Annotated in this window: 18 protein-coding genes; 8 read left to right on the forward strand and 10 right to left on the reverse strand. The window is 57.9% G+C overall.

Annotated features, from left to right (window positions below; genetic code table 11):
* Nucleotides 1-8: 8 nt before the first annotated feature.
* Entirely contained in the window at nt 9-839 is an 831-nt protein-coding gene (locus OZ656_RS18985; protein WP_022993236.1) for a polyphosphate kinase 2 family protein, read from the reverse strand.
* A gap of 119 nt (nt 840-958) precedes the next feature.
* On the opposite strand from OZ656_RS18985, the gene OZ656_RS18990 reads away from it, so the two are divergent.
* From OZ656_RS18990 to OZ656_RS19000, 3 genes are all read left to right on the forward strand, one after another.
* Complete coding sequence (locus tag OZ656_RS18990; RefSeq protein WP_022993237.1) at nt 959-1,768, forward strand: TatD family hydrolase; 810 nt, start codon at nt 959-961, stop codon at nt 1,766-1,768.
* Complete coding sequence (locus OZ656_RS18995; RefSeq protein WP_113879098.1) at nt 1,765-2,973, forward strand: HD-GYP domain-containing protein; 1,209 nt, start codon at nt 1,765-1,767, stop codon at nt 2,971-2,973. The genes OZ656_RS18990 and OZ656_RS18995 overlap by 4 nt, the downstream gene beginning before the upstream one ends.
* Before the next feature lie 69 nt (nt 2,974-3,042).
* Nucleotides 3,043-4,650, forward strand: a complete 1,608-nt coding sequence (locus OZ656_RS19000) for a Na/Pi cotransporter family protein (protein WP_022993239.1) — start codon at nt 3,043-3,045, stop codon at nt 4,648-4,650.
* Here OZ656_RS19000 and OZ656_RS19005 read toward each other — a convergent pair.
* The 7 genes from OZ656_RS19005 to OZ656_RS19035 form a co-directional block, all read right to left on the reverse strand.
* Nucleotides 4,632-6,911, reverse strand: a complete 2,280-nt coding sequence (locus OZ656_RS19005) for a diguanylate cyclase domain-containing protein (RefSeq protein WP_153740279.1) — start codon at nt 6,909-6,911, stop codon at nt 4,632-4,634. The genes OZ656_RS19000 and OZ656_RS19005 overlap by 19 nt on opposite strands.
* Nucleotides 6,908-7,864, reverse strand: a complete 957-nt coding sequence (locus OZ656_RS19010) for an ABC transporter substrate-binding protein (protein ID WP_153740280.1) — start codon at nt 7,862-7,864, stop codon at nt 6,908-6,910. The genes OZ656_RS19005 and OZ656_RS19010 overlap by 4 nt, the downstream gene beginning before the upstream one ends.
* A gap of 108 nt (nt 7,865-7,972) precedes the next feature.
* Entirely contained in the window at nt 7,973-8,881 is a 909-nt protein-coding gene (locus tag OZ656_RS19015) for a lysine exporter LysO family protein (protein ID WP_153740281.1), read from the reverse strand.
* Nucleotides 8,882-8,942: 61 nt separating this feature from the next.
* Entirely contained in the window at nt 8,943-9,263 is a 321-nt protein-coding gene (locus OZ656_RS19020; RefSeq protein ID WP_153740282.1) for a DUF2288 domain-containing protein, read from the reverse strand.
* A 69-nt stretch (nt 9,264-9,332) separates the two neighbouring features.
* Nucleotides 9,333-9,725 (reverse strand): response regulator, encoded by a 393-nt coding sequence (locus OZ656_RS19025; RefSeq protein WP_023009447.1) that lies wholly within the window; start codon nt 9,723-9,725, stop codon nt 9,333-9,335.
* The gene (locus OZ656_RS19030; protein ID WP_153740283.1) at nt 9,722-10,861 is read right to left on the reverse strand and encodes a response regulator; all 1,140 of its coding nucleotides are present in this window, start codon (nt 10,859-10,861) and stop codon (nt 9,722-9,724) included. Before OZ656_RS19030 ends, OZ656_RS19025 begins: the two co-directional genes overlap by 4 nt.
* A gap of 24 nt (nt 10,862-10,885) precedes the next feature.
* Nucleotides 10,886-12,571 (reverse strand): diguanylate cyclase, encoded by a 1,686-nt coding sequence (locus OZ656_RS19035; protein ID WP_153740284.1) that lies wholly within the window; start codon nt 12,569-12,571, stop codon nt 10,886-10,888.
* Between the two features lie 161 nt (nt 12,572-12,732).
* Here OZ656_RS19035 and OZ656_RS19040 point away from each other — a divergent pair, with 161 nt between their 5' ends.
* Genes OZ656_RS19040 through OZ656_RS19050 form a run of 3 tightly spaced genes read left to right on the forward strand, consistent with a single transcriptional unit; the run spans nt 12,733 to nt 18,418 of the window.
* On the forward strand, nt 12,733-14,457 hold the full coding sequence (locus tag OZ656_RS19040; RefSeq protein ID WP_227548848.1) for an ATP-binding protein: 1,725 nt from the start codon (nt 12,733-12,735) through the stop codon (nt 14,455-14,457).
* Complete coding sequence (locus OZ656_RS19045; RefSeq protein ID WP_199452841.1) at nt 14,444-16,489, forward strand: GAF domain-containing protein; 2,046 nt, start codon at nt 14,444-14,446, stop codon at nt 16,487-16,489. The genes OZ656_RS19040 and OZ656_RS19045 overlap by 14 nt, the downstream gene beginning before the upstream one ends.
* 12 nt (nt 16,490-16,501) lie before the next feature.
* Nucleotides 16,502-18,418 carry an ATP-binding protein gene (locus OZ656_RS19050; protein WP_199452839.1) on the forward strand — a complete coding sequence of 639 codons (1,917 nt, stop codon included), beginning with the start codon at nt 16,502-16,504 and terminating at the stop codon, nt 18,416-18,418.
* Here OZ656_RS19050 and acnA read toward each other — a convergent pair.
* Nucleotides 18,415-21,177, reverse strand: coding sequence for an aconitate hydratase AcnA (gene acnA / locus OZ656_RS19055; protein WP_286714396.1), 2,763 nt, complete (start codon nt 21,175-21,177; stop codon nt 18,415-18,417). The genes OZ656_RS19050 and acnA overlap by 4 nt on opposite strands.
* Before the next feature lie 215 nt (nt 21,178-21,392).
* On the opposite strand from acnA, the gene OZ656_RS19060 reads away from it, so the two are divergent.
* Complete coding sequence (locus OZ656_RS19060) at nt 21,393-24,293, forward strand: MHYT domain-containing protein (protein WP_286714395.1); 2,901 nt, start codon at nt 21,393-21,395, stop codon at nt 24,291-24,293.
* A complete protein-coding gene (locus tag OZ656_RS19065) occupies nt 24,287-25,273 on the forward strand; it encodes a two-component system response regulator (RefSeq protein WP_286714394.1) in 987 nt (328 codons plus the stop codon). The genes OZ656_RS19060 and OZ656_RS19065 overlap by 7 nt, the downstream gene beginning before the upstream one ends.
* Here the strand turns inward: OZ656_RS19065 and OZ656_RS19070 are convergent, their stop codons facing one another.
* The gene (locus tag OZ656_RS19070; protein ID WP_379944798.1) at nt 25,274-26,797 is read right to left on the reverse strand and encodes a methyl-accepting chemotaxis protein; all 1,524 of its coding nucleotides are present in this window, start codon (nt 26,795-26,797) and stop codon (nt 25,274-25,276) included.
* Between the last annotated feature and the right edge of the window lie 34 nt (nt 26,798-26,831).

Consider the following 26,831-nt stretch of genomic DNA (forward strand, 5'->3'; position numbering starts at 1 on the left):
TGCCTCCATTAGCTGACGCCATTCGCTGCCAGCAGCTGACGATAGTCTTCCAGTACATCCGGATGCTCCGCCGGGTAGTCCGGCGCAAGCTGTTTCAGCACCCCGGCCAGCAAGGCCGCCACAATCGCCCGGGCCTGGGGTTTGCGGTCCCCGGGCACAATGAACCAGGGCGCTTCCTCGGTGTGGGTCTGCGCCAGGGCTTCCTCGGCGAAGGCCTGATAACGGGCGCGCTGCTTCCAGCCCTCGATGTCGGAGCGGTCAAACTTCCAGCGCTTCCTGGGCTTGTCCAGGCGTTTGAGCAATCGCTGTTTATGTTCATCCTCGGAGAGGTTGAGCCAGATTTTTACGACACAGGTGCCTTCGCTGACCAGGTGACGCTCAAAATTCCGTATGGCCTCGAACCGGGCCGGCCAGTGATAGGTGCCGGCATCTCGCACGGGCCATACTCGCTCGCCGATGACGGCCTCGTGATGACTGCGGTTGAAGGCCACCATCTGGCCATAGGCGGGGAGATAGGGTGTCACCCGCCAGAGAAAATCATGAGCGGCTTCCGATGCATTGGGTCGCCCGAATGACCAGGCGTGAAAGCCGGCCGGATCAGCGTAGGTGGCCAGCGTCCGGATCAGGCTGTCCTTGCCGCTGGTGTCCGGGCCATGGATGACGACCAGCAATGCCTGCTTACGATTGGCCCACAACCGCCGCTGGTACTCTCCGATCTCCTCCAGACTGGCTTCAAGCGCAGGCAACTTGTCGTCGCCCTCATACAGCGACGGATAACCTTCGAGAGCCGGTTGATCAGGATTCAAGAACCAGGAACGGGCAAATGCCGTATATTTCATCAAGGAAACTCCCTATCGCCCCGTTGCAGGTCAATAATCGTACAAAGTGATACACTTACGTGATCAGATTCTCAGAATAGCATCCATACACCGACCCTGATGGAGTCTAGTACCCTGGCATGAGCAAGAAACGTCGGGAGATTCCCGTATTTGATCATCCGATCATCGAGACCCACTGCCATCTGGACTACCTGAAAGACCGGCCGTTGTCCGATACTCTGGAGCAAAGCCAGCGGGTCAACATCGAAAAGGTGATCACCATTGCGGTGTCGCCAGATAACCTCGCCGCCGTGCGCGAACTGGCGGGTTCCGCTGACTGGGTGTTTGGCACCCAGGGCATTCATCCCCATGAAGCGGAAACCTATACTGATGAGGTGGAAGCGGAAATCCGCCAGCATGCCACCGACGACAAGATCGTGGCCGTGGGCGAGATCGGGCTGGATTATTTCTACGACAATGCCGATCGCTCCGTGCAACGAGAGGTGTTTCGCCGGCAGCTTCAGATTGCCTGCGACAGCGACCGTCCGGTGGTGATTCACAGCCGCGACGCCGACGACGATACCATAGCTATTCTGAAAGAGTTCGAGCATTCTCTTGAGCGCCGGGGGGTTATTCACAGCTTCACCTCCGGGCCCGGGCTGGCACGATACGCCATCGACCAGGGCTGGTGCCTGGGCTTCAACGGCATCACCACTTTCAATAAGGCCGAGAACGTGCGCGATATCGTACGCATGACGCCCATCGAACAGATCCTGCTGGAAACCGATGCCCCGTTCCTGACACCCGTACCCTATCGCGGCCGCGAAAACGCACCGTTTTACCTGCCGTTCGTGGCCGAGAAAATTGCCGACGTTAAGGAGTTGCCGATGGATCAGGTATTAAGTCAGACCTATCAAAACAGCCTGAGAACGTTTTTCCCCCATCAATGATCAAGCGCATTCCTGTCTCCGCCCTGAAGGTCGGCATGTACATCACCGACCTGAACAACGACTGGATCCCCCATAACACACAGCGCAAGCAAGGGGTGATCAAGCGGGAAGAGACCATTGAAAAAATCCGCAAGATGGGCGTGCAATACATCTACATTGATGTCAGCCGGGGCGCCGACTGCCAGGATTCCGAGCCGGCGGCGCATGTGGATCAGCGCAATGAAACGGCCCTGCAGAACGCCGGAGCCCTGAAGCCGGGATACACCCCGAAGGCCCCTCTGGCGGAAGAAATAGTTATTGCTCAACAGGTGCACAGCCAGGCCCAAAGCCTGGTGGGCAGCTTCATGACCAACGTCAAGATTGGTGGTGCAATTGATGTGGCCCCGATCCACCAGCTCGCAGACGAGCTGCAAAATTCAGTACTACGCAATGCCAATGCCCTGAGCTGCCTGGGACGGATCCGCGAGAAAGACAATTACCTGTTGGAACACTCAGTCAACCTGAGCGTATTGATGTCACTGTTCGGACATTACCGAAACCTCTCTCAGGATGTTCTGCACCAGACCATCGTAGGTGCTTTGTTGCACGACATCGGAAAAATTCTTACGCCCGATGAGGTTCTGCACAAACCTGGCCGACTGACGGCGGAAGAATTCGAGGTCATGAAGCTGCACGCCCGCCATTCCCGTGACATTCTTGCCAGCACCGAAGGCATCGGCGAGATCACCGTGATAACCGCCGCCCAACATCATGAGAAACTGGACGGCAGCGGCTATCCGGAGGGTCTCAAAGGCGACGAAATCACCGAGTACGGACGCATGGTTGCCATCACGGATGTTTACGATGCCATCACTGCTGACCGGGTTTACCACAAAGGCCTGACGCCGACTCAAGGGCTGAAGAAACTGCTGGAATGGTCCGGGGATCACCTGGATCCGACGCTGGTGAAACAGTTTATCCGTTGCGTTGGGCTGTACCCGATAGGTTCATTGGTCTTGCTTGAAAGCGGCAAGCTGGGCGTGGTCATCGAAACGAATGAATCTGACCAGAGACTGCCCGTGGTGCGCGTTATGTACAACACGAAGTTCCGAATGCCTGTAACCGTGCATACCATTGATCTGTCTCGCCCCGGCAACCAGGACCGGATCGTTCGGGCGGTCGATCCAGACGACTACAAACTCGATATCCGAAAGTTTCTGGTCTGACACTCTGAAAGCTGCCCGGGCTCTGCTAGGCTTGTGTTAACGCCCCATCCATAAAAAAGATAATCCATCATGCTGTCATCGGTTTTCCAGGTTCTGGGCGGTCTGGCCCTGTTTCTCCTGGCCATGGAGATGATGACCAATGGTCTGAAAAACGCCGCCGGCCATCATCTCCGCCATATGTTGGGGCACTGGACCAGAACGCCTCTGCGGGCACTATTCGCCGGCTTTGTTATTACCGGTATCGTGCAGCATTCCGGGGCGGTAACCGTGGCAACCATTGGGTTTGTGAATGCCGGCCTGATGACTCTGGCCCAGTCCCTGGGCGTTGTTTTCGGTTCCAACATCGGTACCACCATGACCGGCTGGCTGGTCAGCCTGATTGGCTTCGGCTTCAAGATCGAAGCCATGGCGCTGCCACTGCTGGCCGCCGGGGTGGGCTTCAAACTGGTCAGCCGCAACCCGAGAAACCAGTTTCTGGGGGAAGCTCTGGCAGGCTTTGCCTTGTTTTTCCTGGGGTTGTCGATTCTCAAAACCGCGCTCGAATCCTCGGCTCTCGGCTTCCAGAACGGCCACCTGATCAACGCCGATTATGGCCTGCCGGCCTTCATGCTGATTGGCCTGCTGGCCACGGTTCTTACCCAGTCCTCCAGCGCCGCCCTGGCCATCGTACTCACCGCTGCAGCTGGCGGCCTGATCCCGCTCGACAATGCCGCCGCGGCCGTGATTGGGGCCAATCTGGGCTCAACGTCGACTGCCGCGCTGTCGGCCCTGAAAGCCACGGCAAACGCCCGCCGGCTGGCCACCGGGCATATCCTGTTCAACCTGGTCACCGGCGTCATCGCCCTGCTGGTGCTGCCGGCCATGCTCTGGCTGGTGAATACCCTGACCAACCTGTTGGACCTGGAAGCCAACCCGGCGGTTTCGCTGGCCTTATTCCATACGCTGTTCAACGTTCTGGGTGCCGCCATCATGCTGCCCTTCACCCAACCGTTCGCCCGTTTTCTCGGCCGGCTGTTTCGCAGCAAGGAAGAGGACAACGCCGAACCCCGCTATCTCGATGACACTCTGGTGACGACACCGGAACTGGCCATCGGCGCCGTGGATCAGGAAATGAAGCGGTTGATTGGTCACAGCCGGGGTTTGCTGCGGGTATGCCTGGACCGGGAAAGCCTGGAGGAATCCGATGTGCGCCCGAAGGCCGATGCCGTGCGCAACCTGAACCTGGCCATTACCGACTACATCGGGCGCCTGAGAGCCGAGAAAATGCATCCGTCGGTGGTGGATGCCCTGACGCTGAGCATTCGCACCTGCCGTTACCTGGCGGAAGCCACCGAGCTGACCCTGCATCTGGTTCGACTCCGGGCGCTGGCCCGGCGCAGGGATTTCGAGACGCTGGAGTCGGTTTTCAACCGCTATTTCGAGGTTATTCGGGCGCTGGTGGCCTCAGAAACGCCCGTACCGGAGCAGCTACAGGAAGCCGAAACCGTCTACCATCAGCTGAAAGCAGCCACCCTGCAGAAGATGATCCGGCGGGAATTCAGTTCCAGCCTGGGGGCCGAGGTTCTGGATGAGCTCAGCGCCGTGCGCCGGCTCACCGATCAGTGGAGCAAGGCGCTGTATTGGCAGGACGGCGTGGGGCTACTCAACCAAAGCCATGATCAGGCATCGGCATCCTGAAAACAGTAATAGCGGTTCTTGCCTTCACGCTTGGCCCGATACATGGCCTGGTCAGCCTGGCGAAGCAGCTGATCTCCGTCTATTTCCTCGCCTTGAGGGTACAGGGTGTAACCCATACTCGCAGACACTTCAACGCTGTGATTGGCCACCCACACCGGTTCGGCAATGACCGTTAGCAAACGCGAGAGCAATATATCCAGGGTAACCGCGTCCGGGACATTGACGATGATGGCGGCGAACTCGTCGCCGCCCAATCGTGCCAGACTGTCCTCCTCCCGGAGGGTCGCACGCATGCGCCGGGCCACTTCCACCAGCAAGCCATCACCGGCATCGTGACCAAAGGCATCATTCACCGGTTTGAACTGGTCCAGATCGATGTAGACAACCGCCAACCGGTAATTCTGCCGACGGGCCTGGGCCATGGACTGGTGCAGACGATCCGAGAACAGTACCCGGTTCGGTAAATTGGTCAGGGCGTCGTAGTGGGCCATGATCCGGAGCTGCTTCTCGATCTCTTTCTGCCTTGTGATGTCACTGAAGACACCCACAAAATGGGACAGTTCGCCCTGCTCGTCCAGCACACTGCTCAGACTCAGGTTCAAGACAATGGCCTGGCCGTCCTGATGCCGGGCTGCAAACTCTCCGCTCCACACTCCATGCCTGCTGGCGGCCACCAGTATGGCACTGCCTTCATCTACCGGCATGGGCGGTAGGCTGCCAATAGCAGACTTGTGATCCCGCCCGGTGATCTGGGTGTAGGCCTCGTTGATGTCCATCACCACGCCGTGGGCATCGGTGATAAAAATCGCTTCCCGGGCATTCTTGAACACCCTTAACGCCAACCGCTGCTGTTCCTCGGCCTGCTTTCTGCGCGTGATGTCATGCCAGGAACAGAGTACCGAAGGGATGTCGCTGCCGTGTTCATAAACCGGGGCCAGGGTCATGGCCACCCACACCCGTTCCCCGTTCGAACGCACAAACAGCCATTCCGTCTGGGACACCTCTCCAGCCGTCACCCGGGTAAAGAGCGCCTCGGATTTCTGTGACGACGGAGCTCCATCCGGCTGGCTATGGGGAGAGAAAGCCGCCAGGGACTTGCCCAACAAAGAAGCTTCGGAGGTATAGCCAACCAGATCCACGGCCGCCCGGTTGCAGTCCACCAGTTCACCATTGCGGATCATCAGCATCGGCTGGGGCCAGCTGGCAATCAGTGTGCGCAGCCTGCGCTCTTCAGAGGCCAGCTGCTTTTTCTTGCGGCCGAGCCAGAGACTGGTGATTACCAGCAGTACAAACAGCACAGCAACGGTAATCACCCAGTTACGGTATTGGTGGAGTATGTCGACCCAGGTTACCCTCGGCACCTGATCGTACGGCGGCATCCGCAGGCTTCGGCTCAGCATTTCGACCGACTGGTAATCTGCAGGCGGCGAAAACCCGGCCAGACCCGCCGCCTGCGCCGCCGCATGCTCTGGCTCCAGAGCAAACAGGGCGGAAGCAACCCGGCGTACCGTCCTGCTGTCGACATGGGGCAGAGAAACCAGAGGCCACTCCGGGTACAGCCGGGTGGACAGAACAAACGGATAGCCTCGCAGCTGCTGCGGATTGATGATTTTCAGCTCATCTGCAAGGCTCGGGTTCTCGTTCAGCAGTTCTTCATAGATGCCGGTTCGGATGAATCCGACATCGGTATCGCCCGTCAGCACCGAGCGGATCACCCGGTCGTGATTACCCAGAAACACCATCCGGTTATGGCGCCGAACATCCACGTCCACGCTGGCCAACTCCAGCGCCTGGGCCTGATAGCCACCCAGATAGGTCAGCCCTGGCGTGGCAATACTCTTTTTCTCCAGATCCTGCAGGCGGTTGATATCGTCCCGTTCAACACGGGTAATAATCACGCCACCAATACTGCCCGTGGTTTCACCCCGCCAGCTGCGGCGCAGGGTTGCGAGGGCTCCGGTCAGACTGCGTTCACTGCGAATCACCAGAAAGTGGCTGGGATTGGTGAGGAAGAAGTCGATCTGGTTGGCCGCCAAGGCACGGTTCATGTCATCCTGATTGAAAACCTTCAGGTTCACTGCCATGCCGGTTTCCAGGGTCAGGTAGTCGGCCAGCGGCTGATAGCGTTCGTTGATCACATTGTCAGGCCGGTAGGCAAAAACGCCGAGCGTGACCGAGTCGCTGGCTGCCAACTGCGCCGGCACGTTGACAGCAACCACCAACAGCGAAACCAGGCAGCGGTAAAGCATCCCCTTCATCATGGCAGGCTCCGAGGCAGGAAAGCCGGATCGGTCAGATGCTCATAGTGCAGGGGCGCATCTATCAGCCCCTCACGAGCCATAATACTCGCCAGCATCTTTGCCACCACTTCCAGCCGGCCATTGTGGGTGAGATAGCGGTGGTTGGCAGACAGTTCCGGCAACATCACCGTCGCCAGAGACTGACGCACCATCTCCGGAGATACCTGCTGGCGCGTAGCAACACGATAGACCGCATCGTGCGTGTTGCGCACCAGATGTTGCAGGCCCAGAAAATGACCTTTTACCAGATCCCTTACCGCGCCTGGCTGCCGACTGACCGCTGCATCAGTGACCACCAGAAGATCGAAGATGGTTTCCGGCAGCTGGCTGCTGTCGAACAGACGCACCGCGCCTTCGGCCGCCAGCCGGGAGGCCTCCGGTTCGTAGCTGATGGAAGCGTCGATATCACCACGCTGCCAGGCCCCGATGTGTTCGTGGACCGGTAAATCCACCACCGATATGTTGTTACTGGTCAAGCCGGCGCGCTCAAGCACAGAAAACAACATGATGCCGGACACGCCGCCGAGCTCCACCGCGACCCGTCGGCCCCGCAAACCCGAAAGGCTGGTAATTGCAGGCCGCACCAGAAGCACATCCGCGCCCACGGAAACATTAGTGACGGCAACGGCCTTTACGGGCACCCCGGCGACAAGAACCCTGAGGGTTTCATCCAGAGTCAGGGCTGCGGCGTCCAGATTGCCGGAGACCAGTCCGCTGATGGAATCACTGGCCGCCTGGCCTTTCACCAACTGCACTGTCTCCGGCAGCCAGCCGAATTCTTCTGCCAGGTACAGGGGTTCGTAACCAATCCAGGGATGAATACCGGTTCTCAGAGGATCTCGCCGGGAGCAACCACTCATTCCCGCAGCAACAGCGGCAGCTATTGTCAGGTGCAGAAAGTGACGGCGGTGCATCCAGAAGCTCCGGGACAGAGGTGGGTATTCTTTGCATACTAATCCGTAGCCACTATAACCGTAAATCTGACCAAAGCATTGCACCGGGTCAAATTGAGCAAAATCAAGCTATCCCAGCGACAGAAAGACTCCCATCAGCACCGGCGAAAGGAAAGACAGCAGAAAGCCGGAAGCGATGGCCACCGGCACGCAGGCCAGGCCACCACTACTGCGAATTACCGGCAGTGTGAAATCCATGGCGGTGGCTCCGCCGTAGCCGATGGCCATGGCTGGCCGGGTATGGATTACCAACGGTATCAGGGCGAGGGCAATAATTTCCCGCAGCACATCGTTCAGGAAAGCGACGCCGCCCCAGGCGGGTCCCAGGGCATCGCCAATGACAATGCCTGAAAGTGAATACCAGCCAAACCCGGAGGCCAGGGCCAAAGACTGATGCCAGGGGATATCCAGTACCGGCACCAGAGCCAGCCCCGCCACCAGGGAGCTAACCACCAGAGCCAGTGCAATCCCCAGCCCCTGGCGGTTCATCAGCAGTTTGCGCAATGACAGGCCGGCATTGCGTAACTGAAGCCCTATAAGGAACAGCAACAACATCAGCGCCCAGGTGGCCACGTCGTCCACCATCGGCAGTTCCGGGAACAGGAAATACCCGAGCAGAGCACCGACAAGCACGGACAAAAGCGGTTTGAGGCCTGCCAGAAACAAGCGGCCATAACCGGGCCTGGAACCGGTTTCAGCCGCCTCCGTGTGCATGGGCTGCCAACGGTGAAACAGCCACAGGCCCGCCATGTTCGCCACCAGCAGGACCAGCACCAGCCCCGCTACCTGGGCAGCCATGGTACCCAGTTGGCCCAATAGCCCTTCCATCTGTCCCAGCCCCAATCCCAACAGGGCCAGGATGAAATACACCAGGCCCTCCACCGAATAGTGAATCACGGTCATCAACTGACGATTGGAGAGGGCAATGGCAAAGCCCAGAAATAACGGGGCCAGGATCAGGAGCGCACCGGTCAGCATGAAAACCTCGGACGAAGACAGGGATAAAGAGCAGAACAGCTAGGGATAAAAACGGTGCAGTTCAGTGAAGACACTCACCAGAACGGTCCTGTACCAGCACCCAGGGGGCAATGACGACTGCCCAGAGTTCCGCATTGCGGTCGTACCAGGCGCGCGCGAGGTCCGGTGCCACCTCGCCCACCTGCCCACCGGACATCCAGTGCTCAAACTGCGCCTTGTTGTCCGCCGCCAACTGGGCCGCCACATTCAGCAGGTCCAGCTCTGGCGCCACTCGCACCACCTGGCCCCGGGCATAATAGGTTTGCAGCTCATGCCAGTGAATGCGGGAGGTCTCCAGGTTGAGTTTGGCCTTGATTTCTTCCGGCGACTGGGGGGATGACATGACAACCTCGGTGATCAGTTCATTTGCGGGGCGCCAGCCTACCCTAAAACCGACGACGACGCATCCGGTTCAACGCTCCGGGTTGTCGGCCACCAGACGCCGGATATCATCGGCCAGAGTCATGGGATCAAAGGGTTTCGGAATGACACCAATGGCGCCCAGCAACCGGTATTCCTCAATTTCCGAGGGCTGTAAACGAGCGGTCATAAAGATAACCGGAATATTCAGCCCCTCCGGGCGCTGCTGCAAGGCTTTCAGAGTCTGAGGCCCATCCATACCCGGCATCATCACATCCAGTAAAACCAGATCCGGTCCAAATTCCTCAATGCGCGATAAGGCTTCCTGACCAGAGGCACACAGGCAGACGTCGAAGCCGCCCACATCCACCAGTGCCAGCTCAGCCACACTGCGAATGTCCTCATCATCTTCAACGTAAAGCACGCGATCAACTTGTTGGCTCACGAGGGCTTTAACTCCTCTGATTGTGTCTCATCCAGGCCCAGCCGTCGCAGTAAACGCTGGCATTCTTCGCCGGCTTTCGCCCCCGCCGCTTCCAGAGAGGCCGCCCGCATCAGCAGCCGGTCTTCACGGGTACAGTCAGAACCAAGCGAATGCACTGCCCCAATCAATTCCCTCAAACCAAGTGGCAGATGCCAGTGAATTTTCAGTCGGTTTCCAAACGGTGCGGACCATTCCCGAAACAGGGCTTCAAACGCGGCCTCCTCGACCTCGCCACCCAGCGCCACGTATTCATCCAGCACTTTGACCAGGGCCATCTCACCAAGGCGACTGAGCAAGCCAGCCTGCTGGAACAGCATCGGCTGCTTTTTGAGTCTCAGCGCCAGAGCCTGGGCGGATTTTGCGACACTGAGCGCCTGGCCATAATAGACGTCAGCCCGGGCGCGCAACGGCGGATGCTGGATATTCCGCGAGACATCCAGAGACAATGCCAGCGCCTGGTTTAACGCCATCGCAACCCCGATCGAACTGATCGCGTCCCGGACTGTATCCAGAGGTTCACCCGTACGGCGAAAGGAGGTGCTGTTGGCCACATCCAGCAGGCGCAGCGTCAGCGCTGGGTGATCCCGCCACCGTTCTGCAAGTTGCGAAGCAGAAAGCTCTTCCTGACGCCGGTATAAATCCAGAATCTCAGCAGCATCCAGATCGGACGGCAACTGCGTGATGTTCTCCAGAGCATCAGCCAGATAACTCGAGACCGCGGGCAACCGGGCGGGTGTGTCAGAAAGAAGCTCCGTGAGTCTTTGATGCAGGACACGAACGTCCAGAGGCTTGGTGATATAGCCATTGATGCCGTAATGGGCGGCCTTCAATACGGAGTCCCGATCGGCCCGGGCCGAGACGATCACAACGGGCATGGTCGCTTTAGCTGAACGAACCCTGCGAACCAGTTCCAGCCCCGAACCATCCGGCAGGTTCCAGTCCGCAATAATCAGATCGAAATCGTCATCGTCAACAAACCGGAAGGCCTCGGACAGCCGGCTCGCCACCGTCACCCGCATGCCTGGACGGAGTCCCGCCACTACGGTCTCCAGCAGTTCCGAGAAGAGATCATCGTCTTCAAGCACCAATGCTTTCAAGGCATTCTCCGCAACATGATTGACCTACGCGTTATCGGTATACAACGTAACGCCATTGCGGCCGTTTCGTTTCCGCTCATAGAGTGCCTTGTCAGCCGCCTCGATGATTTGATCACCGGCAGAAAAATCATTGATTTTTGCGACCCCCGCGCTGAACGTCACGTGGAACACGTCGTCTTCACTGGAAAACTCCAGTTCAGAAAAGCTCTCAAGAATACCGGACATCAGTCGCAGGGCTGCTGACGGCTCACAATGCGGCAGTACCACAAGAAATTCTTCACCACCGTAGCGACCGATGGCATCGGATTCCCTCAGCCGGTTGCGCAAAAGATTGGCCAGAGTCCGGATGACGACATCACCCTGTGCATGCCCCCAGGTGTCATTCACCTGCTTGAAATGATCAATGTCCAGCAGTACCGCAACAGAGCTGTAATCGCCCCGGGTGCAACGCTGACGCTCCCTTTCCACTTCCTGTTTGATTACCGAGTGCTTCAGCAGTCGCGTCAGACTATCGCGGTTCATCAGCTCAGACAGCTGCCGAGCCCGATGACAGCGCATCTGGACGGCCCGGATGAGGTAATCATCGGAAATCGGTTTGACCAGGAACTCATCGGCACCGCCGGACAGCGCCCGAAGCTGGCGCTCCGGATCATCTTCGGAAGACAAATAAACAATCGGCAGGCTCAACCAGCGAGCATGGAAGCGGATCATCCGAGCCAGAACTACGCCAGAATGCGCGCCTAGCTCAATATCCATCAGCAACAGCTCAGGCTCGAACGCATAAAGTTCTGACAGCAGCGTCAAAGGGTCCGATACGGCATGGGCCTCAATACCGGCAGAATTGAGCACCAGGCAATAGTGCTCGGCCAGTTCCCGGTCGTCGTCGACGATCATCACGCGGCCCTTGGTGCCGGCGGCCAGTTCCTGAACCAGGGTTTCCAGCCGCTCCACCAGCTCGGGCAAATCCACCGGCGCCGACATGAACGCACGTGCCCCGTGCTGGGCAACATGATAGCGACGATCGAAGTTTTCGGCCTGTCCGATGCAAACAACCGGCACCGGTGGCTGATAGGCGCCGCGGGGATGGGCCTCCAACCAACGAGCCACACTTTCAATACTGGCATCGCTGCAGAGCACGGCTGCGGCATTACCAGGATCAGTACCTGAGGCCTTCACCACGCCTTCCCGGCTCTCTATCGTCTCGACAGAAAACCCGTATTTCTGCAATTCATCCGGCAAGGACTCCAGTTGATCCGTGGCGTCAAGAACCACGATCAGCCGAACCTGCATGCCATGGGAGACCAGCTCTTCATCGGCTTGCGCCGACCGCTCCCGCTCCGTGGACAACGGGTTATCCAGGTCGGCGATGCCAATCAGGAGTTCGAGCTGGTCGGCGACGTTTTCATCAACGGGAAGAAAATCGAACTGGGCGTCGGATCCCTTCGCCAACGCTTTCTGCTCCCGCTTGAGACGTTTTTCGAGATCTCGTGCAAATTCTCCAAGGGAGGGGAAACCAAACGTGCCTGCAGATCCCGCCAACTTATGAAGTCTCTGACGACAGTCATTAAGTGCCAGTTCATCAACATGACCTTTCCTAACCTGGTCAGCAAAGCCTGAAAGGTACGCCAACTCGCCCCTCAATCGCTCGATAAAACGCAGTTTCAAAACGTTCAGGCGATCACTGATGTAATCTTGCTGCTGGTTATCCAAAAAAACTCCCCGAATCCTGGTTTTTCCGACTCTGGAAATACTCTAAGCTCTATGTAACCACGTTTTTCCGCTCTCGACCACGCCACTAAGGATTACCGTTGAGATCCCCATCGTTAGGTATACGCGTTACCCTGATTACGATCTCCAGCAGTATTGCGACCATGGCAGCCGTGTTGTTTTTTGCCTACAACGGGCTGGTAAGGGATTTCGAGAACGTTCTGACCCAAAGGCAGCTGCTGGAAACCGACTCGGCTGCGCGCATCGTGGACCAACAACTTCAGATTCGCCTGGAGGCCCTGAAGGCCTTCTCGGCTTTTCTCACAGACGGCGACAACCTGCGCCCTCTGCCTGAGTTGAAAGAGCTTCTCGGGCGCCAACCCAGTCTTGAACGCTATTTCGAAGGCGGTCTGCTCATTTTTGATGACAAGGGTGTCGCCATTGCAGAGAACCGTTTTGTGCCCAGACGAATCGGCACCAACTACTCAGACCGCCCGCATTTCCGGGAAGCCCTGACCAGCCGACAAGCGGTGATCAGCCGCCCCATTATCGGCCGTACCACCGGATTGCCGCTGTTGTCTTTTCTGGCTCCCATTGTCAGTGACGACGGCGATCTGCTGGGCTTGGCGGGCGGCAGCATCAACCTGGCTGAATCCGGCATCATTCCCGACTCCTTGAGTGAAAAAAGCAACGCCATCTTCAAGGTGCTCGATACCGGGCATTTCACTCAGGTGGATTCGCTGACCCCCGGCGCTCCGATGCCTGAGCTACCCCCACCCGGCGAGAACCTGATTATCGACGCAGCGCTGTCTGGCGTCACATCGGGTGTCGTGACCGACAAATCCGGTAAACGCTGGATTTATGCGACCCGTCATCTGGAGCGTGTCGGCTGGTTGTTTCTGCGCGCAGAGCCCTATGAAGGCGTGACCGGCCCGGCCAGGGCCTCATTTGAAAACTTTCTGCTGCTCAGCGTACTGGCTGCACTGATTCTGGCCACCGCAGCCTGGCTACTCGGGCGCACTGCCACCCGGCCCCTGGAACACATGTCCACGCGGATAAGGGCCATGGTGGATGGCGCATCGGATACCCGCCACTTGAAGCCCAAGGGGCCACCGGAAACCCGCAATCTCGCGCTGGCCTTCAACCGGCTGATGGAGGAACGGGAAGCTCTGGACCAGATGAAAGACCAGTTTGTGGCCACCGTGAGTCATGAATTGAGAACGCCTCTGACCTCAATCAACGGCTCTTTGAAACTGCTGGACCGGGAGGCGGCCGGCGAGCTTCCGGAAAAGGCCCGGAAAATGGTGCAAGTAGCGCTGCGCAACGGCGAACAACTGCAGCTGCTGATTTCAGATCTGCTGGATTTCAATAAAGCCATCGCCGGAAAAATGATGTTGCAGATTGGCACAATCCAGGTCAGTGAAGCCCTGGAGCAGGCCATTGAAGGCAATCGCTCAATGGCCACCCATTATGGTGTCTCTTTGAGCGCAGTCCCGGCCCCTGAACCGTTGGTGGTCCGAGCCGACCCCCAGCGACTGCGACAGATACTGGACAACTTTATCAGCAACGCCATCAAGTTCTCACCTACTGGTGCCGCCGTTCAGCTGTCCGCCCGAGCGGTTAATCAGAACACCATCCGATTCATCGTTTCGGACCACGGCCCGGGGGTGGATGAGCAGTTTATCCCACATCTGTTCGAGCGGTTTGCACAAGCCAACCCATCCTCAAAACAGGCACAGTCCGGCACTGGCCTGGGGCTGGCCATTTGCCGTGAGCTGGCCCATCTGATGCACGGCCAGGTGGGCTACTATTACCAGCAAGGGGCCCATTTCTGGCTCGACATCCCCCGCCAGGAGACCTCAAGGGAGCCTGATCATGAAGTCACCTGAGTACCCACCCGAAGAACCACAACGGCTCTCCGCCCTGGAGGCGACAAAGCTGCTCGACACTCCCCCGGAGGAGCGCTTCGATCGGGTAACAAGGCTTGCCGCCGAGGCGTTCGATGTGCCGATTGCGTTGGTGTCACTGGTCGACCGGGAACGCCAGTGGTTCAAGTCCTGCTATGGCCTGGGAGTCCGGGAAACCGGTCGTGACATTTCGTTCTGCGGCCATGCCATCCTGAAATCCGAGGCTTTCGTGGTTTCCGACGCACTGGCCGATGAGCGGTTCTCCGACAACCCCCTGGTCACAGGAGAACCCCATATCCGTTTCTATGCGGGCGCGCCGCTGGAAGACCGCTCGGGCTTTCGCATTGGCACCCTATGCATTATCGACAAAAAACCTCGAGGCTTTTCGAACCGGGACGAGAAAACACTCAGAGACCTGGCCGATATCATCGAACGCGAACTCCAGTTTCAGGAGCTGGGCAACTACTACAGTGAGCGCACCCGGGCACTGAATGCACTGAACGAAATCGTTCTGGAAGTGAAAGGCAACCTTGATACCGCCATTCCGCTAGCGCTCAACAAGGCCAACCATTTCCTGGGGACAGAAACGGCCATTGTCAGCGAAATCAATGGTGGCGCCTACACCGTACTCTGGCACCATGCGCGCCGAAACAAGGCGCTTGAGAACGGACTCACCTTGCCCGTTGAGCAAACCTACTGCTCCATTCTTCTCGAGCGGGGTGACGTGCTCGCCATCAACCACATGGGGCGCTCGCGATTTCAGGACCACCCCTGCTACGCCGAGTTTGGTCTGGAAAGCTACCTGGCCGCGCCAATCTGGATAGATGACACACTGTTCGGAACCCTGAACTTTTCATCCTCCATACCGCGCAAACCACCGTTTACCGAAACGGAAAAGATGTTTGTAAACCTGCTGGCCCGCTGGGTCGCCGACGCCATTCACCAGTCCCGGCAGGCCGAGACCCTGGAAAAACTCGTCAGCAACGCCCCGGGAATGCTCTACCAGTACCGCCTCTGGCCAGACGGTCACAGCACTTTTCCCTACACCAGCCAAGGTATCCAGCAGATCTACAACATCAGCGCCGAAGCTGCGGCAAACGATGCCGGCCCAGTCTTCGGCGTCATCCACCCTGAAGACCTTCCACAGGTTGCTGAGAGCATTCAAGAGTCCGCAGACAACTTGAGCCGTTGGCACCAGCGTTATCGAATTCAGTGGCAAGGCCAGAACTGGCACTGGGTCGAGGGGCAGGCCAACCCCGAAAAACTGCCGGATGGCAGCATTCTCTGGCACGGCTATATCGTAGACATCAACGAGCGATACGAAGCCGAACAGATGAAGAACCAGTTCATCTCCACCGTCAGCCACGAACTGCGCACTCCCCTCACTTCGATTTCCGGGTCCCTGGGGCTGATTTTGGGTGGTATTACGGGGAACATCGACGAAAAAAGCCGGCACATGCTCTCCATCGCAAAGCGCAACGCCGACCATCTGAAACTGCTGATAGACGACCTCCTGGACATCGAAAAACTGATTGCGGGCAATATGCCCATGGCGCCTGAGGAGCAAGGCATTGGAACGTGCGTGACCGCCGCCATTGAAGAAATCCAGCCCTTTGCCAAACAGCGTCAGGTGCGCATCACACTGCGGGACGGCTCGCCGGGGCTCACGGCGCTGTTTGACAGCATTCGGCTGAAACAGGCTATCACCAACCTGTTGTCAAACGCCGTCAAGTTCTCACATGAGCGCAGCGAAGTCCTCGTCGATATTGAATCGTCAGAATCGACGGTGCGCATCTTGGTGAAAGACCAGGGGATCGGCGTACCTGAGAGCTTCCGATCCAGGATCTTTCAGAAGTTCGCGCAGGCAGATGGCTCTGTTACCCGCGGACAAGGCGGGACCGGCCTTGGACTGGCAATCACCAGAGAAATCATGACGAAGATGGGTGGCAGTGTCGGGTTCAACTCGGCCGAGCGGCAGGGTTCCACCTTTTGGCTGGAGTTACCCTTAACATGAGCTTGCGTTGACATGAGCACACAAAAACAAGAACAAGCTTTTTTCGGCCTGGTCTGGCTTGCTCGATTGACGGTTTGCCTGCTGACGGTCGGGCTCGCGCTGGCGATCGACTCAACCGCAACGGAACGACACCGGGCTGATGTGCGGGCGAACTGGCAAGAGAAGGTAGATGATCTGGGGCTGCGTCTGCGCGCCACCATTCTGCAAAACACACAGACAGTATGGGGTCTCGCCGCAAACGTTGCGGTCCAACCCGACATCGGCGAAGAGCGATTTCAGCGGCTGGCTTCCGTCATCTTCAAACTGGCACCAGAACTGCTGAATATCGGTTTGGCCCCCGGATTTGTCATAAAACACATCTACCCTCTGGATGGAAATGAGGCTGCCCTCGGGCTCGACCTTCAGGCTCAGAGTTTGTCAAGAGATCAAATGGCCCTGCTACTGGAAAGCCGGCGAGCAGTCTTCAGCGGCCCTATTAATCTGGTACAGGGAGGCCAGGGCCTGGCCGCGCGTATTCCCATTTTCGAGAACGACACGGGACGGGTTTGGGGGGTTATCTCCGCCATTCTGGATCTGAATCGACTTTACACCGCGATTGGGCTGGACAGCCTCCCTCCCGAGGTGGTCTTTGCGCTCTCAACGACAGGCTCCGGCAACATAGATGAAGGCTTGTTTTTCGGTGAGCCCGATGCAGCCTGGCAAGCGCCCGTGTCAACAACCATGGCCATGCCGGGATTTTCCTGGAAGCTCTACGCTCAGCCAGCGGATGGATGGCCGGATCATCCGGACTCTCCGTGGCTGCTGCGTAGTCTGCTCGGGCTGGTCACTCTGATCATCATTGCCGGCACACTCTGGATAACGACACTCATCCTCCGTGATCGCCAGATGCAACTCCGATTCTGGGGCCTGTTTGAACTCGCCCCGTTCGGCATCGCCCTCTATGACGCGATCTCAGGGGAGTTGCTACAGGCCAACCCGGGCTTCACCCGAATACTGGACTCGAAAGCCAAGAACATCGGGTATTTCGACGATGTGCGCAGCCTTTCCGGCGATCAACAACGCAGCGAACCTTCAATATCCAACCGCCTGGCAAGCCAGGTTCGCTTCACCGGAGTTGAAGGCTTCTTCCCAATGGCAGATGGGACTCTCCAGCCGCTCATGCTCCACGGTTTGCGCCTGGACCTCCAGGGAAAAGAGTCCGTTATCTGGATCATCGTCGAGGACATTTCCCAACGAAAAGAGGCGGAACGATTAAAGAACGAGTTTATCTCGACCGTCAGTCATGAACTCAGAACCCCCCTCACCTCCATTTCCGGGGCGCTGTCGCTGTTAACGACCAATGCTGGCGGAGAGCTTTCAGGAAAAGCACAACAATTGCTGAAGATCGCCCAAAGAAACAGCGATCAGCTGGGTTTTCTGATCAATGACCTGCTGGACATCGAGAAACTGATTGCGGGCAAGATGGATTTCAATGTGGTCGAATTTCCTGTGTCTGAGGCGATCACCGAAAGTCTGGAAAACATCCAGAACTATGCCACCGAAAAAAACATCACTCTCAACGCTCAAGAACTTTCAGCATCCACGGTTAAGGCGGACAAACAAAGGTTGGCACAGGCACTCAACAACATCCTGTCAAACGCGATCAAGTTCTCACCGGTCAACGGCCAGATTCGTATCTGGACAAAACCGCATGGCCAAGGGCTTCGAATCTACGTGCAGGACGAGGGACCTGGTATCGCTCCGGAATTCAGAGAGCGCATGTTCCAGAAGTTCTCCCAGGCCGACAGTTCGGATCGACGCAGCAAGGGTGGCACTGGCCTTGGCCTGGCCATCACCAAAGAGCTGATGGCCAGGATGGAGGGCGACGTCGACTTCACGTCAGAAGCTGGCCAGGGAGCCACCTTCTGGCTGGAAGTCCCGGCCGCCTAGGCGTTTTTCAGCATCTCCCGCACCACGTAATGCAGGATACCACCATGCTGGAAATACACTGCCTCGTTGGCAGTATCAATCCGTGACTTCAGCTCGCAGGTTTCGGTAGAGCCATCCTTGTATTTCACCGTCATGGTCAGGGTCTGGCCCGGCTTGATCTCGCCAGACAGTCCCTGAATGCTGATCGTTTCCTCCCCGGTGAGTTTCAGGCTCTTGCGATCAGTCCCCTCCGGGAATTGCAGCGGCATCACCCCCATGCCGATCAGGTTGGAACGGTGAATACGCTCATAGGATTCCGCCACCACGGCTTTCACGCCCAGCAGGCGAGTACCCTTGGCGGCCCAGTCGCGGCTGGAGCCGGTGCCGTATTCCTTGCCGGCAATCACCACCAGTGGCGTGCCTTGCTCCTGGTACTTCATGGCGGCATCGTAGATGGCCATTTGTTCCCCGGTGGGCACAAATTTGGTGAAGCCGCCTTCCACGCCGTCGAGCATTTCATTGCGTATGCGCACGTTGGCAAAGGTGCCGCGCATCATCACCTCGTGGTTGCCCCGGCGGGAGCCGTAGGAGTTGAAGTCTTTTGGTTTTACACCATGTTCCTGCAGGTATTTGCCCGCCGGTGTATCCGGCTTGAAGGAGCCGGCCGGCGAAATATGGTCGGTGGTCACCGAGTCTCCCAACAGGGCCAGGATGTTGGCATCCGTTATGTCATCGATGGCCTCGGGCTGCTCACCCATGCCTTCGAAGAAGGGCGGATGCTGGATGTAGGTGGATTTGTCACTCCACTCATACACCTTGCTTTCCGGCACCTTGATGGATTTCCAGATGTCGTCGCCCTCGAAGACCTCGCCGTATTCCTTGCGGAACATGTCGGTCTTGACCTTCTCGACCGCTTCCGCGATCTCGGCCTGGCTTGGCCACAGGTCTTTCAGGTACACCGGGTTGCCATCCTGGTCTGCGCCCAGAGGATCCTTGGTAAGGTCCACCCGTACGTTGCCAGCCAAAGCATAGGCAACGACCAGTGGGGGCGAGGCCAGCCAGTTGGTTTTCACCAGCGGATGCACCCGGCCCTCGAAATTGCGGTTACCGGACAACACCGAGGCCACGGTGAGATCCCCATCAGTAATGGCTTTCTCGACTTCATCCGGCAGCGGGCCGGAGTTACCGATACAGGTGGTGCAGCCATAACCCACCAGGTTGAAACCCAGTTGGTTCATGTCATCCTGAAGGCCGGCCACTTTGAGGTAGTCGGTCACCACCTTGGAGCCCGGCGCCAGTGAGGTTTTGACCCAGGGTTTGGTTTTCAGACCCTTGGCCACGGCCTTTTTGGCAATCAGGCCAGCCGCCATCATCACGCTGGGGTTGGATGTATTGGTACAGGAGGTAATCGCCGCAATCACCACCGCGCCTGGGTCCAGCCGGGTAGATTCACCATTCATGTGAAGTGGCTGACTGGCGGGGTGTTCGAAATAGGCGCTCTGAGCACCGACCGCTGTACCACCCCCTTCCGATTCCAGCTTGGCCTCACGGCTTTCTGCCGGGCCTTCCGACGTTTCCATCAGCAACTCAAACGACGCTTTCATGTTGGTGAGGGCGACCCGGTCCTGGGGCCGCTTCGGGCCGGCAAGGCTGGCTTCCACTTCACCCATGTCCAGCTCCAGGGTGTCGGTGTATACCGGCTCATGACCGGGTTCCCGCCACAATCCCTGGGCTTTGGCGTAGTTTTCAACCAGTTCCAGCAGTGCTTCATCCCGCCCGGTCAGGCGCATGTAGTTGATGGTTTGTTCATCCACCGGGAAGAAACCACAGGTAGCACCGTATTCCGGCGCCATATTGGCAATGGTGGCACGGTCGGCCACTGGCATGTCTTTCAGGCCGTCCCCATAGAACTCCACAAACTTGCCCACCACGCCTTTCTTGCGCAGCATTTCCGTGACGGTCAGCACCAGGTCGGTCGCCGTGATGCCCTCCCTCAGCTTGCCGGTGATCTTGAAACCGATCACCTCCGGAATCAGCATGGAGACCGGCTGGCCAAGCATGGCGGCTTCCGCTTCGATACCGCCCACGCCCCAGCCGAGTATGCCCAGACCGTTGATCATGGTGGTGTGGGAATCGGTGCCCACCAGCGTGTCCGGGTAGGCGATGGTTTTACCGTCCACCTCCTTCTGCCACACCGTTTTGCCCAGATATTCCAGATTCACCTGATGGCAGATGCCGGTGCCCGGCGGCACCACCCGGAAGTTGTCAAAGGCCTGCTGGCCCCAACGCAGGAACTCGTAACGCTCCTGGTTGCGCTCCATCTCGATGGCGACGTTTTCCTTGAAGGCCGACGGGTTACCATATTTGTCCACCATCACCGAGTGGTCGATCACCAGATCCACCGGCGATAACGGGTTGATCAGGGCGGGATCTTTACCAGCGTTCTTCACGGCCTCGCGCATGGCCGCCAGGTCCACTACCCCGGGCACCCCGGTGAAGTCCTGCATCAGCACCCGGGCCGGGCGGAACTGGATTTCGGTATCCGAGCCCCGGTCTTTCAACCATTGCACCATGGCATCAATGTGGGAGCGGTCGACCGTGGTGTCATCTTCGTTGCGCAGCAGGTTCTCCAACAACACTTTCAACGAGAACGGCAGGCGATTGAGGTCGCCCAGGGTCTCCGCTGCCTTCGGCAAACTGTAGTAGTGGTAGGTCTGGCCACCCGCGCTAAGGGTGGAGAGGGTATTCAGGCTGTCTTTACTCAGGGATGAACTCGACATGCGATGCCTCCTCGTCGGAAATCTCCTTTAACTATTGCATCGAATGGCGAGAGTTCAACTGCAGTCCCGTGAATGTTCCGCATTACCACGGTGAATACTGTCAGTATCATCCGTAACCTGGCGTATACAAGTTACACAAAAAGACGATACTGAAGCCAATCCCGTACTGATACCGTACATACCTCAGCTTTCCCCGACTTTTACAGGAATCTCGCTTGCCGGCGCTTGATCACTTCTTTGTTCTGAATACCGAGACTGACAAACTGGTGTCGGGCCAATACGACTATGGCCTGGTGATGTTGTCTCTGCTGATCGCAGTGGGCGCTTCCTACCTGGGGCTGACTCTGGCTGCCGCTGCGCGCCGCAGCAACACCCTTTACATGCAGCGCCTGCACCTGTTCAGCGGTTCTGCTTCTCTGGGCTTTGGCATCTGGTCCATGCATTTTATCGGCATGCTGGCCTTTGAAATGCCCACCCATGTGCACTATCACCCCTGGATTACCGCGCTTTCCGCCGCTCCGAGCCTGTTTGCCTCCTGGGTAGCGCTCAGCCTCCTGGCCCGGCACGACCTGACCGGGCAGCGACTGATCGGTGGTGGCGTGGTGGTCGGGGCCGGCATCGGTGCCATGCACTATCTGGGCATGGCCGCTATGGAGATCGGGCCGGCACTTCGCTACGACCCAACGTTATTCGCACTGTCGATTGTGGTGGCTGTGATGCTGGGCACCCTGGCGCTGTGGATCAGCTTCGGACTGCGCCACAGAACGCGCCTGCGCGGGTACAAGCGCCGTTTACTCGCCGGTACCGTGATGGGGCTGGCCATCGCCGGCATGCATTACACTGCGATGGAAGCCGCCCGGTTTATCGGCCAGCCCGCCCCGGATTTTCTGCCCGGGAGCAACAGCCACACCATTCTGGCACTGACCATTGCTTTCGTAACGGTAACCCTCAGCCTGCTCGCATCCGGGGTCAACGCGGTAGCCCGTTATCGCGCTCTGATGAGGCGCAGCCAGGAAACCGCCAGCGAACTGCGCACCATTGTTGATGCCGCCGTAGATGGCATTATCAAAATTTCCGATCGGGGCATTGTGCTCTCCTTTAACGAATCCGCTGAACGCATCTTCGGTTACCGCGCTGATGAAGTCGTGGGCAAGAATGTCAGCATGCTGATGCCGAACCCCCATCGTGATGCCCACGACGGTTATCTGAAAAACTATTTGCGCACCGGAGAACGTAAAATCATAGGCTCTGGCCGCGAAGTATGGGCTCTTCATAAAGATGGCCACCAGATTCCGGTTCGGCTCGGCATTGGGGAATCCCGGCTGGGCGGCATCAGCACTTTCGTAGGCTTCATCACTGACATTTCCGAACGCCATCGAATGGAAACCGATCTGCGCCGGGCGAAAGAGGAAGCTGAGCAGGCTGCCGCCGCCAAAAGTGCGTTTCTGGCCAACATGAGCCATGAAATCCGCACCCCGATGAACGCCATTATCGGCTTCACCGACCTGGTACTGGACACACCGCTGGATGAAACTCAGGCACGGCATCTTGGCGTGGTGAAAACCTCGGCCCGGTCTCTGCTTAACCTGCTCAACGATATACTGGACACCGCCAAACTGGACGGTGGTCATACCGAACTCGAACTGCGCGATTTTAACCTGCGCCGCCTCTGTGACCAGGTGATTGCCACGCAATCCCTGAATGCCGCGCGCAAAGGGCTTTATCTGACACTGGATTACCAGGCCGGAGAATACTACCAGGGCGATCCCTTGCGCATTCAGCAAGTGGTGCTGAATCTGTTAAGCAATGCCGTAAAATTCACCCAGACAGGCGGCGTCACCCTGAAGGTGCAGGAGCCCTCTGTGCACAATGTCGTTATCCGGGTTGAGGATACCGGCATTGGCATTTCTGCCGATCGCATCGACAGGATTTTCGAACCGTTTACCCAGGCCGATTCCAGCATGACCCGTCGCTTTGGTGGCACTGGCCTGGGCACGACCATTGCCCGACAACTGGTGGAACTGATGGGTGGCACCATCAGCGTGACCAGCAGCCCGGGTGAGGGCTCGGTTTTCCAGGTAGAACTGCCTCTGCCTAGCGGCCTGGCCGTGGACGAGGATACGCTGGCAGACCAGGAAGTCGCTCTTCCCCCTTTGCGCATTCTGGTGGCTGATGACGTGCCACAAAATCTCGAACTGCTGAAAACCCTGCTGCTTCACCGCAAACATGAGGTCACCACGGCCGGGAACGGACAAGAAGCGATAGACCTCTATAGTAACCAGGTTTTCGATCTGATTCTGATGGATGTGCAAATGCCCGGAATAAACGGCCACGAAGCCACCCGGGCGATACGTCGACATGAAGCAGCCGCCCAGCGACGATACACGCCCGTAATTGCTCTTACCGCCAGCGTGCTGGAAGACGATCGGAGGCAGGCTTCGGAGGCAGGGATGGACGGTTTCGCCATCAAGCCACTCAATCTGCCGGAACTCACTGCCGAGATGGCCAGAGTCCTGGGCATAGAGGCTTCGGCTCCGAGCAATGCAGGCGATGATGTCGACGACAGCACGATAGATACCGTCACGCTCAGGCAGCTCTGGCCGGACACCCAAAAACACCTACGGGCGGCTGGACGTCTGCTGCAAGCTCCAGAGAATCAACCCGAAGCAATCCGGCTCTGCCCCGATAACCCGACAGCCGAAGCCCACCGGGTTCGCGGCATTGCCGGTAATCTGGGTTTCCGGCGTTTAGCGGCAACGCTGGCAAACCTGGAGACCCGGCTGAAATCGGAAAAACCGGTGCCGGAGGCCCTGTGGCAGGAGCTCCAGAACGATTTTGATCGGGCACGCCAGTGGCTGACCGAACAAGCAGCGGACTCTGAAACGCGCCCCGCAAGCTGGACTGAACCGAATGCCATAGACCCGAAAACGCTGGCACAAGTGATCGAACGCCTGAGCCAGGGCGAAATTCCGGAACGCGCTATCGACCAGCTGAAGCCAGGACTGCCCACGGAGATCGCCGATGCGATGAACGAGGCTCTCGACGACTTCGAACCAGAGAAAGCGGCCGAACTTCTGATCACTTTTCGCGATACCCTGGAGGCCTCGCAATGCTGACCGACACCAAGACCCTGCTGCTGGTGGACGACGAGCCAGCCAACCTTCAGGTACTGCGCAACGTACTTTCCGACCACTACCGGCTGCTGTTCGCCAAAGATGGTGAACGGGCGCTGGAACTGGCACGCAGCGAAAAACCGGATCTTGTTCTGCTGGATGTGATGATGCCGGGCATGTCCGGTTACGAGGTGTGCAAAACCCTGAAGGCCGGCCAGGATACCCGCGCTATCCCGGTAATCTTCGTCACCGCATTGTCTGATGCCGATGACGAAGCCAGGGGCTTTGAGCTGGGTGCTGTGGACTACCTTACGAAACCCGTGAATGCGGCGATTGTCCGGGCCAGGGTGAAAAACCATCTGTCGCTGGTGCGTATGGACGAGCTGATAGAGACCCGGTTGGCCGTCGTTCAGCGGCTGGGGCGCGCGGCGGAATACAAGGACAACGAAACCGGCCTGCACGTTATCCGCATGAGCCATTTCTCGCGGTTGATCGCGCTGGAGGCCGGCCTCGGCGAAGCCTGGTCCGACACTCTGCTCAATGCCGCCCCGATGCACGATATCGGCAAGATCGGCATTCCGGACGCCATTCTCCAGAAACCTGGCAAGCTGGAGCCGGATGAGTGGGTCATCATGCAACGCCACGCGGAAATCGGGGCGGAGATCATCGGTGAAGACGGCTCAGATCTGCTCAACATGGCGCGGGAAGTGGCCATGAATCACCACGAGAAATGGGACGGCAGCGGCTACCCGAAAGGCCTGAAAGGAAGCACCATTCCCATCTCTGCCCGGATCGTGGCCCTGGCTGATGTCTTCGACGCTCTCACCAGCGAGCGCCCTTACAAGAAAGCATGGTCGATAGAACAGGCAACGGATTTGATTCGCGAGCAAAGCGGCAAGCATTTCGACCCCGAGTTGGTCGAAGCCTTCTTCCGCTGCCTGCCGGCGATACTTGAGGTGCGCCAGCGTTGGCAGGAATCCTGACTAGAGCAACCGGTAACGGCTGATCAACTCATCAACCCGGATGACGCTGTTCTCCAATTCACCTGCCAACCCCTGCACACTGTCGGCCTCGTCGGCCACCTCACTGTTACGGGTGGCCACTGCATGAATGTTCTCGTTGATCTGTAATGACGTGGCAGCCTGTTGCTCACAGGCTGCAGCGATCTGGTTGTTCATACTGCTCACAGAATCAATGGCCTGCTCGATACGGCTGATAGCCTCAGCTGCCTGCTGAATCGCCCGGTTGGATTCTGTGGAGCGGGTCTGTCCCATTTCCATGGCGGCGCTGGTGGCCTCCGACAGGTTTTTCAGTTCGTCCACTGTCGTACGGATTTCCTCAGTGAACTCCTGGGTCCGACGCGACAAGGATCGTACTTCATCCGCCACTACTGCGAAACCGCGGCCATGTTCGCCGGCCCTGGCTGCCTCAATAGCCGCATTCAAAGCCAGGAGATTGGTCTGATCAGAGATATCGTGAATTGAACCTGTAACTCTGGCGATAGATTCCACTTTGTCAGCCAATTGAGCCACCATCCGAGCGCTGTCTTCCAGTGCCTTATTGGTTGCATCCGTCATTGTTCGGGCACTGGCCATAGCCTGGCTGCCCGCAGAGGCAGAATCGGCGGCATCTTTGGCGGCTTCCGATGCCAGTTGCGCATTGTGGGCCACTTCCTGCACGCTGGCCGACATCTGATTGGTGGCTGTCGCTACCTGATCAGCCTGTTGCTGTTGGTCATCAACGTATTGTCGTGTGCGCTGACTTGCCTGGAGCAACTGCCTGGAGTTGCTCCCCAGTGCACCGGAAAAATCCCGCATCTGTTGGATCAACTCGCTGACTTTTTCCATCATCTCGTTGAACGATGCACCACTGGCAGTTCGATCATCAACAGGAAGGCGACCCGACACATCGTGGTCACGGTCAAAATCCTGAACAATCGACATCATCTGGAAAGCCTGATTACGTTCTTTGTTCATCAACAAGGCAAAAAACACCAATACGCATGCCTCAAATACCACAAAGCCAGCATGAAGGAACACCACCCCCCAGCTACTCCCGTGACTGAAGACCATCACAGGCAAGGAACCAATATGAGTTCCGGCCATTTGCAGCCCATTGAATACGAGATGGTGTACAGCAATCGTCAGTGCCGCCGCGACCACGGGCAACCAGTCACGATAGATAATGACCAACGCCAACGCTGCGAATATGTGGAAATGCATTTCAATGCGCCCAAGCTGAGCCTGAATCATCACCGCAGAGAAGAGCATCAGACACACAGCGAATAGAGTTGAGCAGGTCCTGGTGCCTCGCAGAAAGCGGTAACCCATCACCGCCAACGCACCAATCAGGCTTGACGAAACCAGAGCAAAACCATGGGTGTCATAACCCAAAGGCACCAGCAGACCTACGACAGGAACATGGGCCAACAGAATGAAGAGCAGTTGCCGATCCGTGGATACCGCCTGTTGCCGGGACAGGTCCTGGATACGGATAAGGTTGGCCATGTGATTTTTCCTCAAAGCGAAAAAGAAGTGGGCG

This window comes from Marinobacter sp. LM1, from assembly GCF_042763285.1.
Taxonomy (GTDB): Bacteria; Pseudomonadota; Gammaproteobacteria; order Pseudomonadales; family Oleiphilaceae; genus Marinobacter; species Marinobacter nauticus.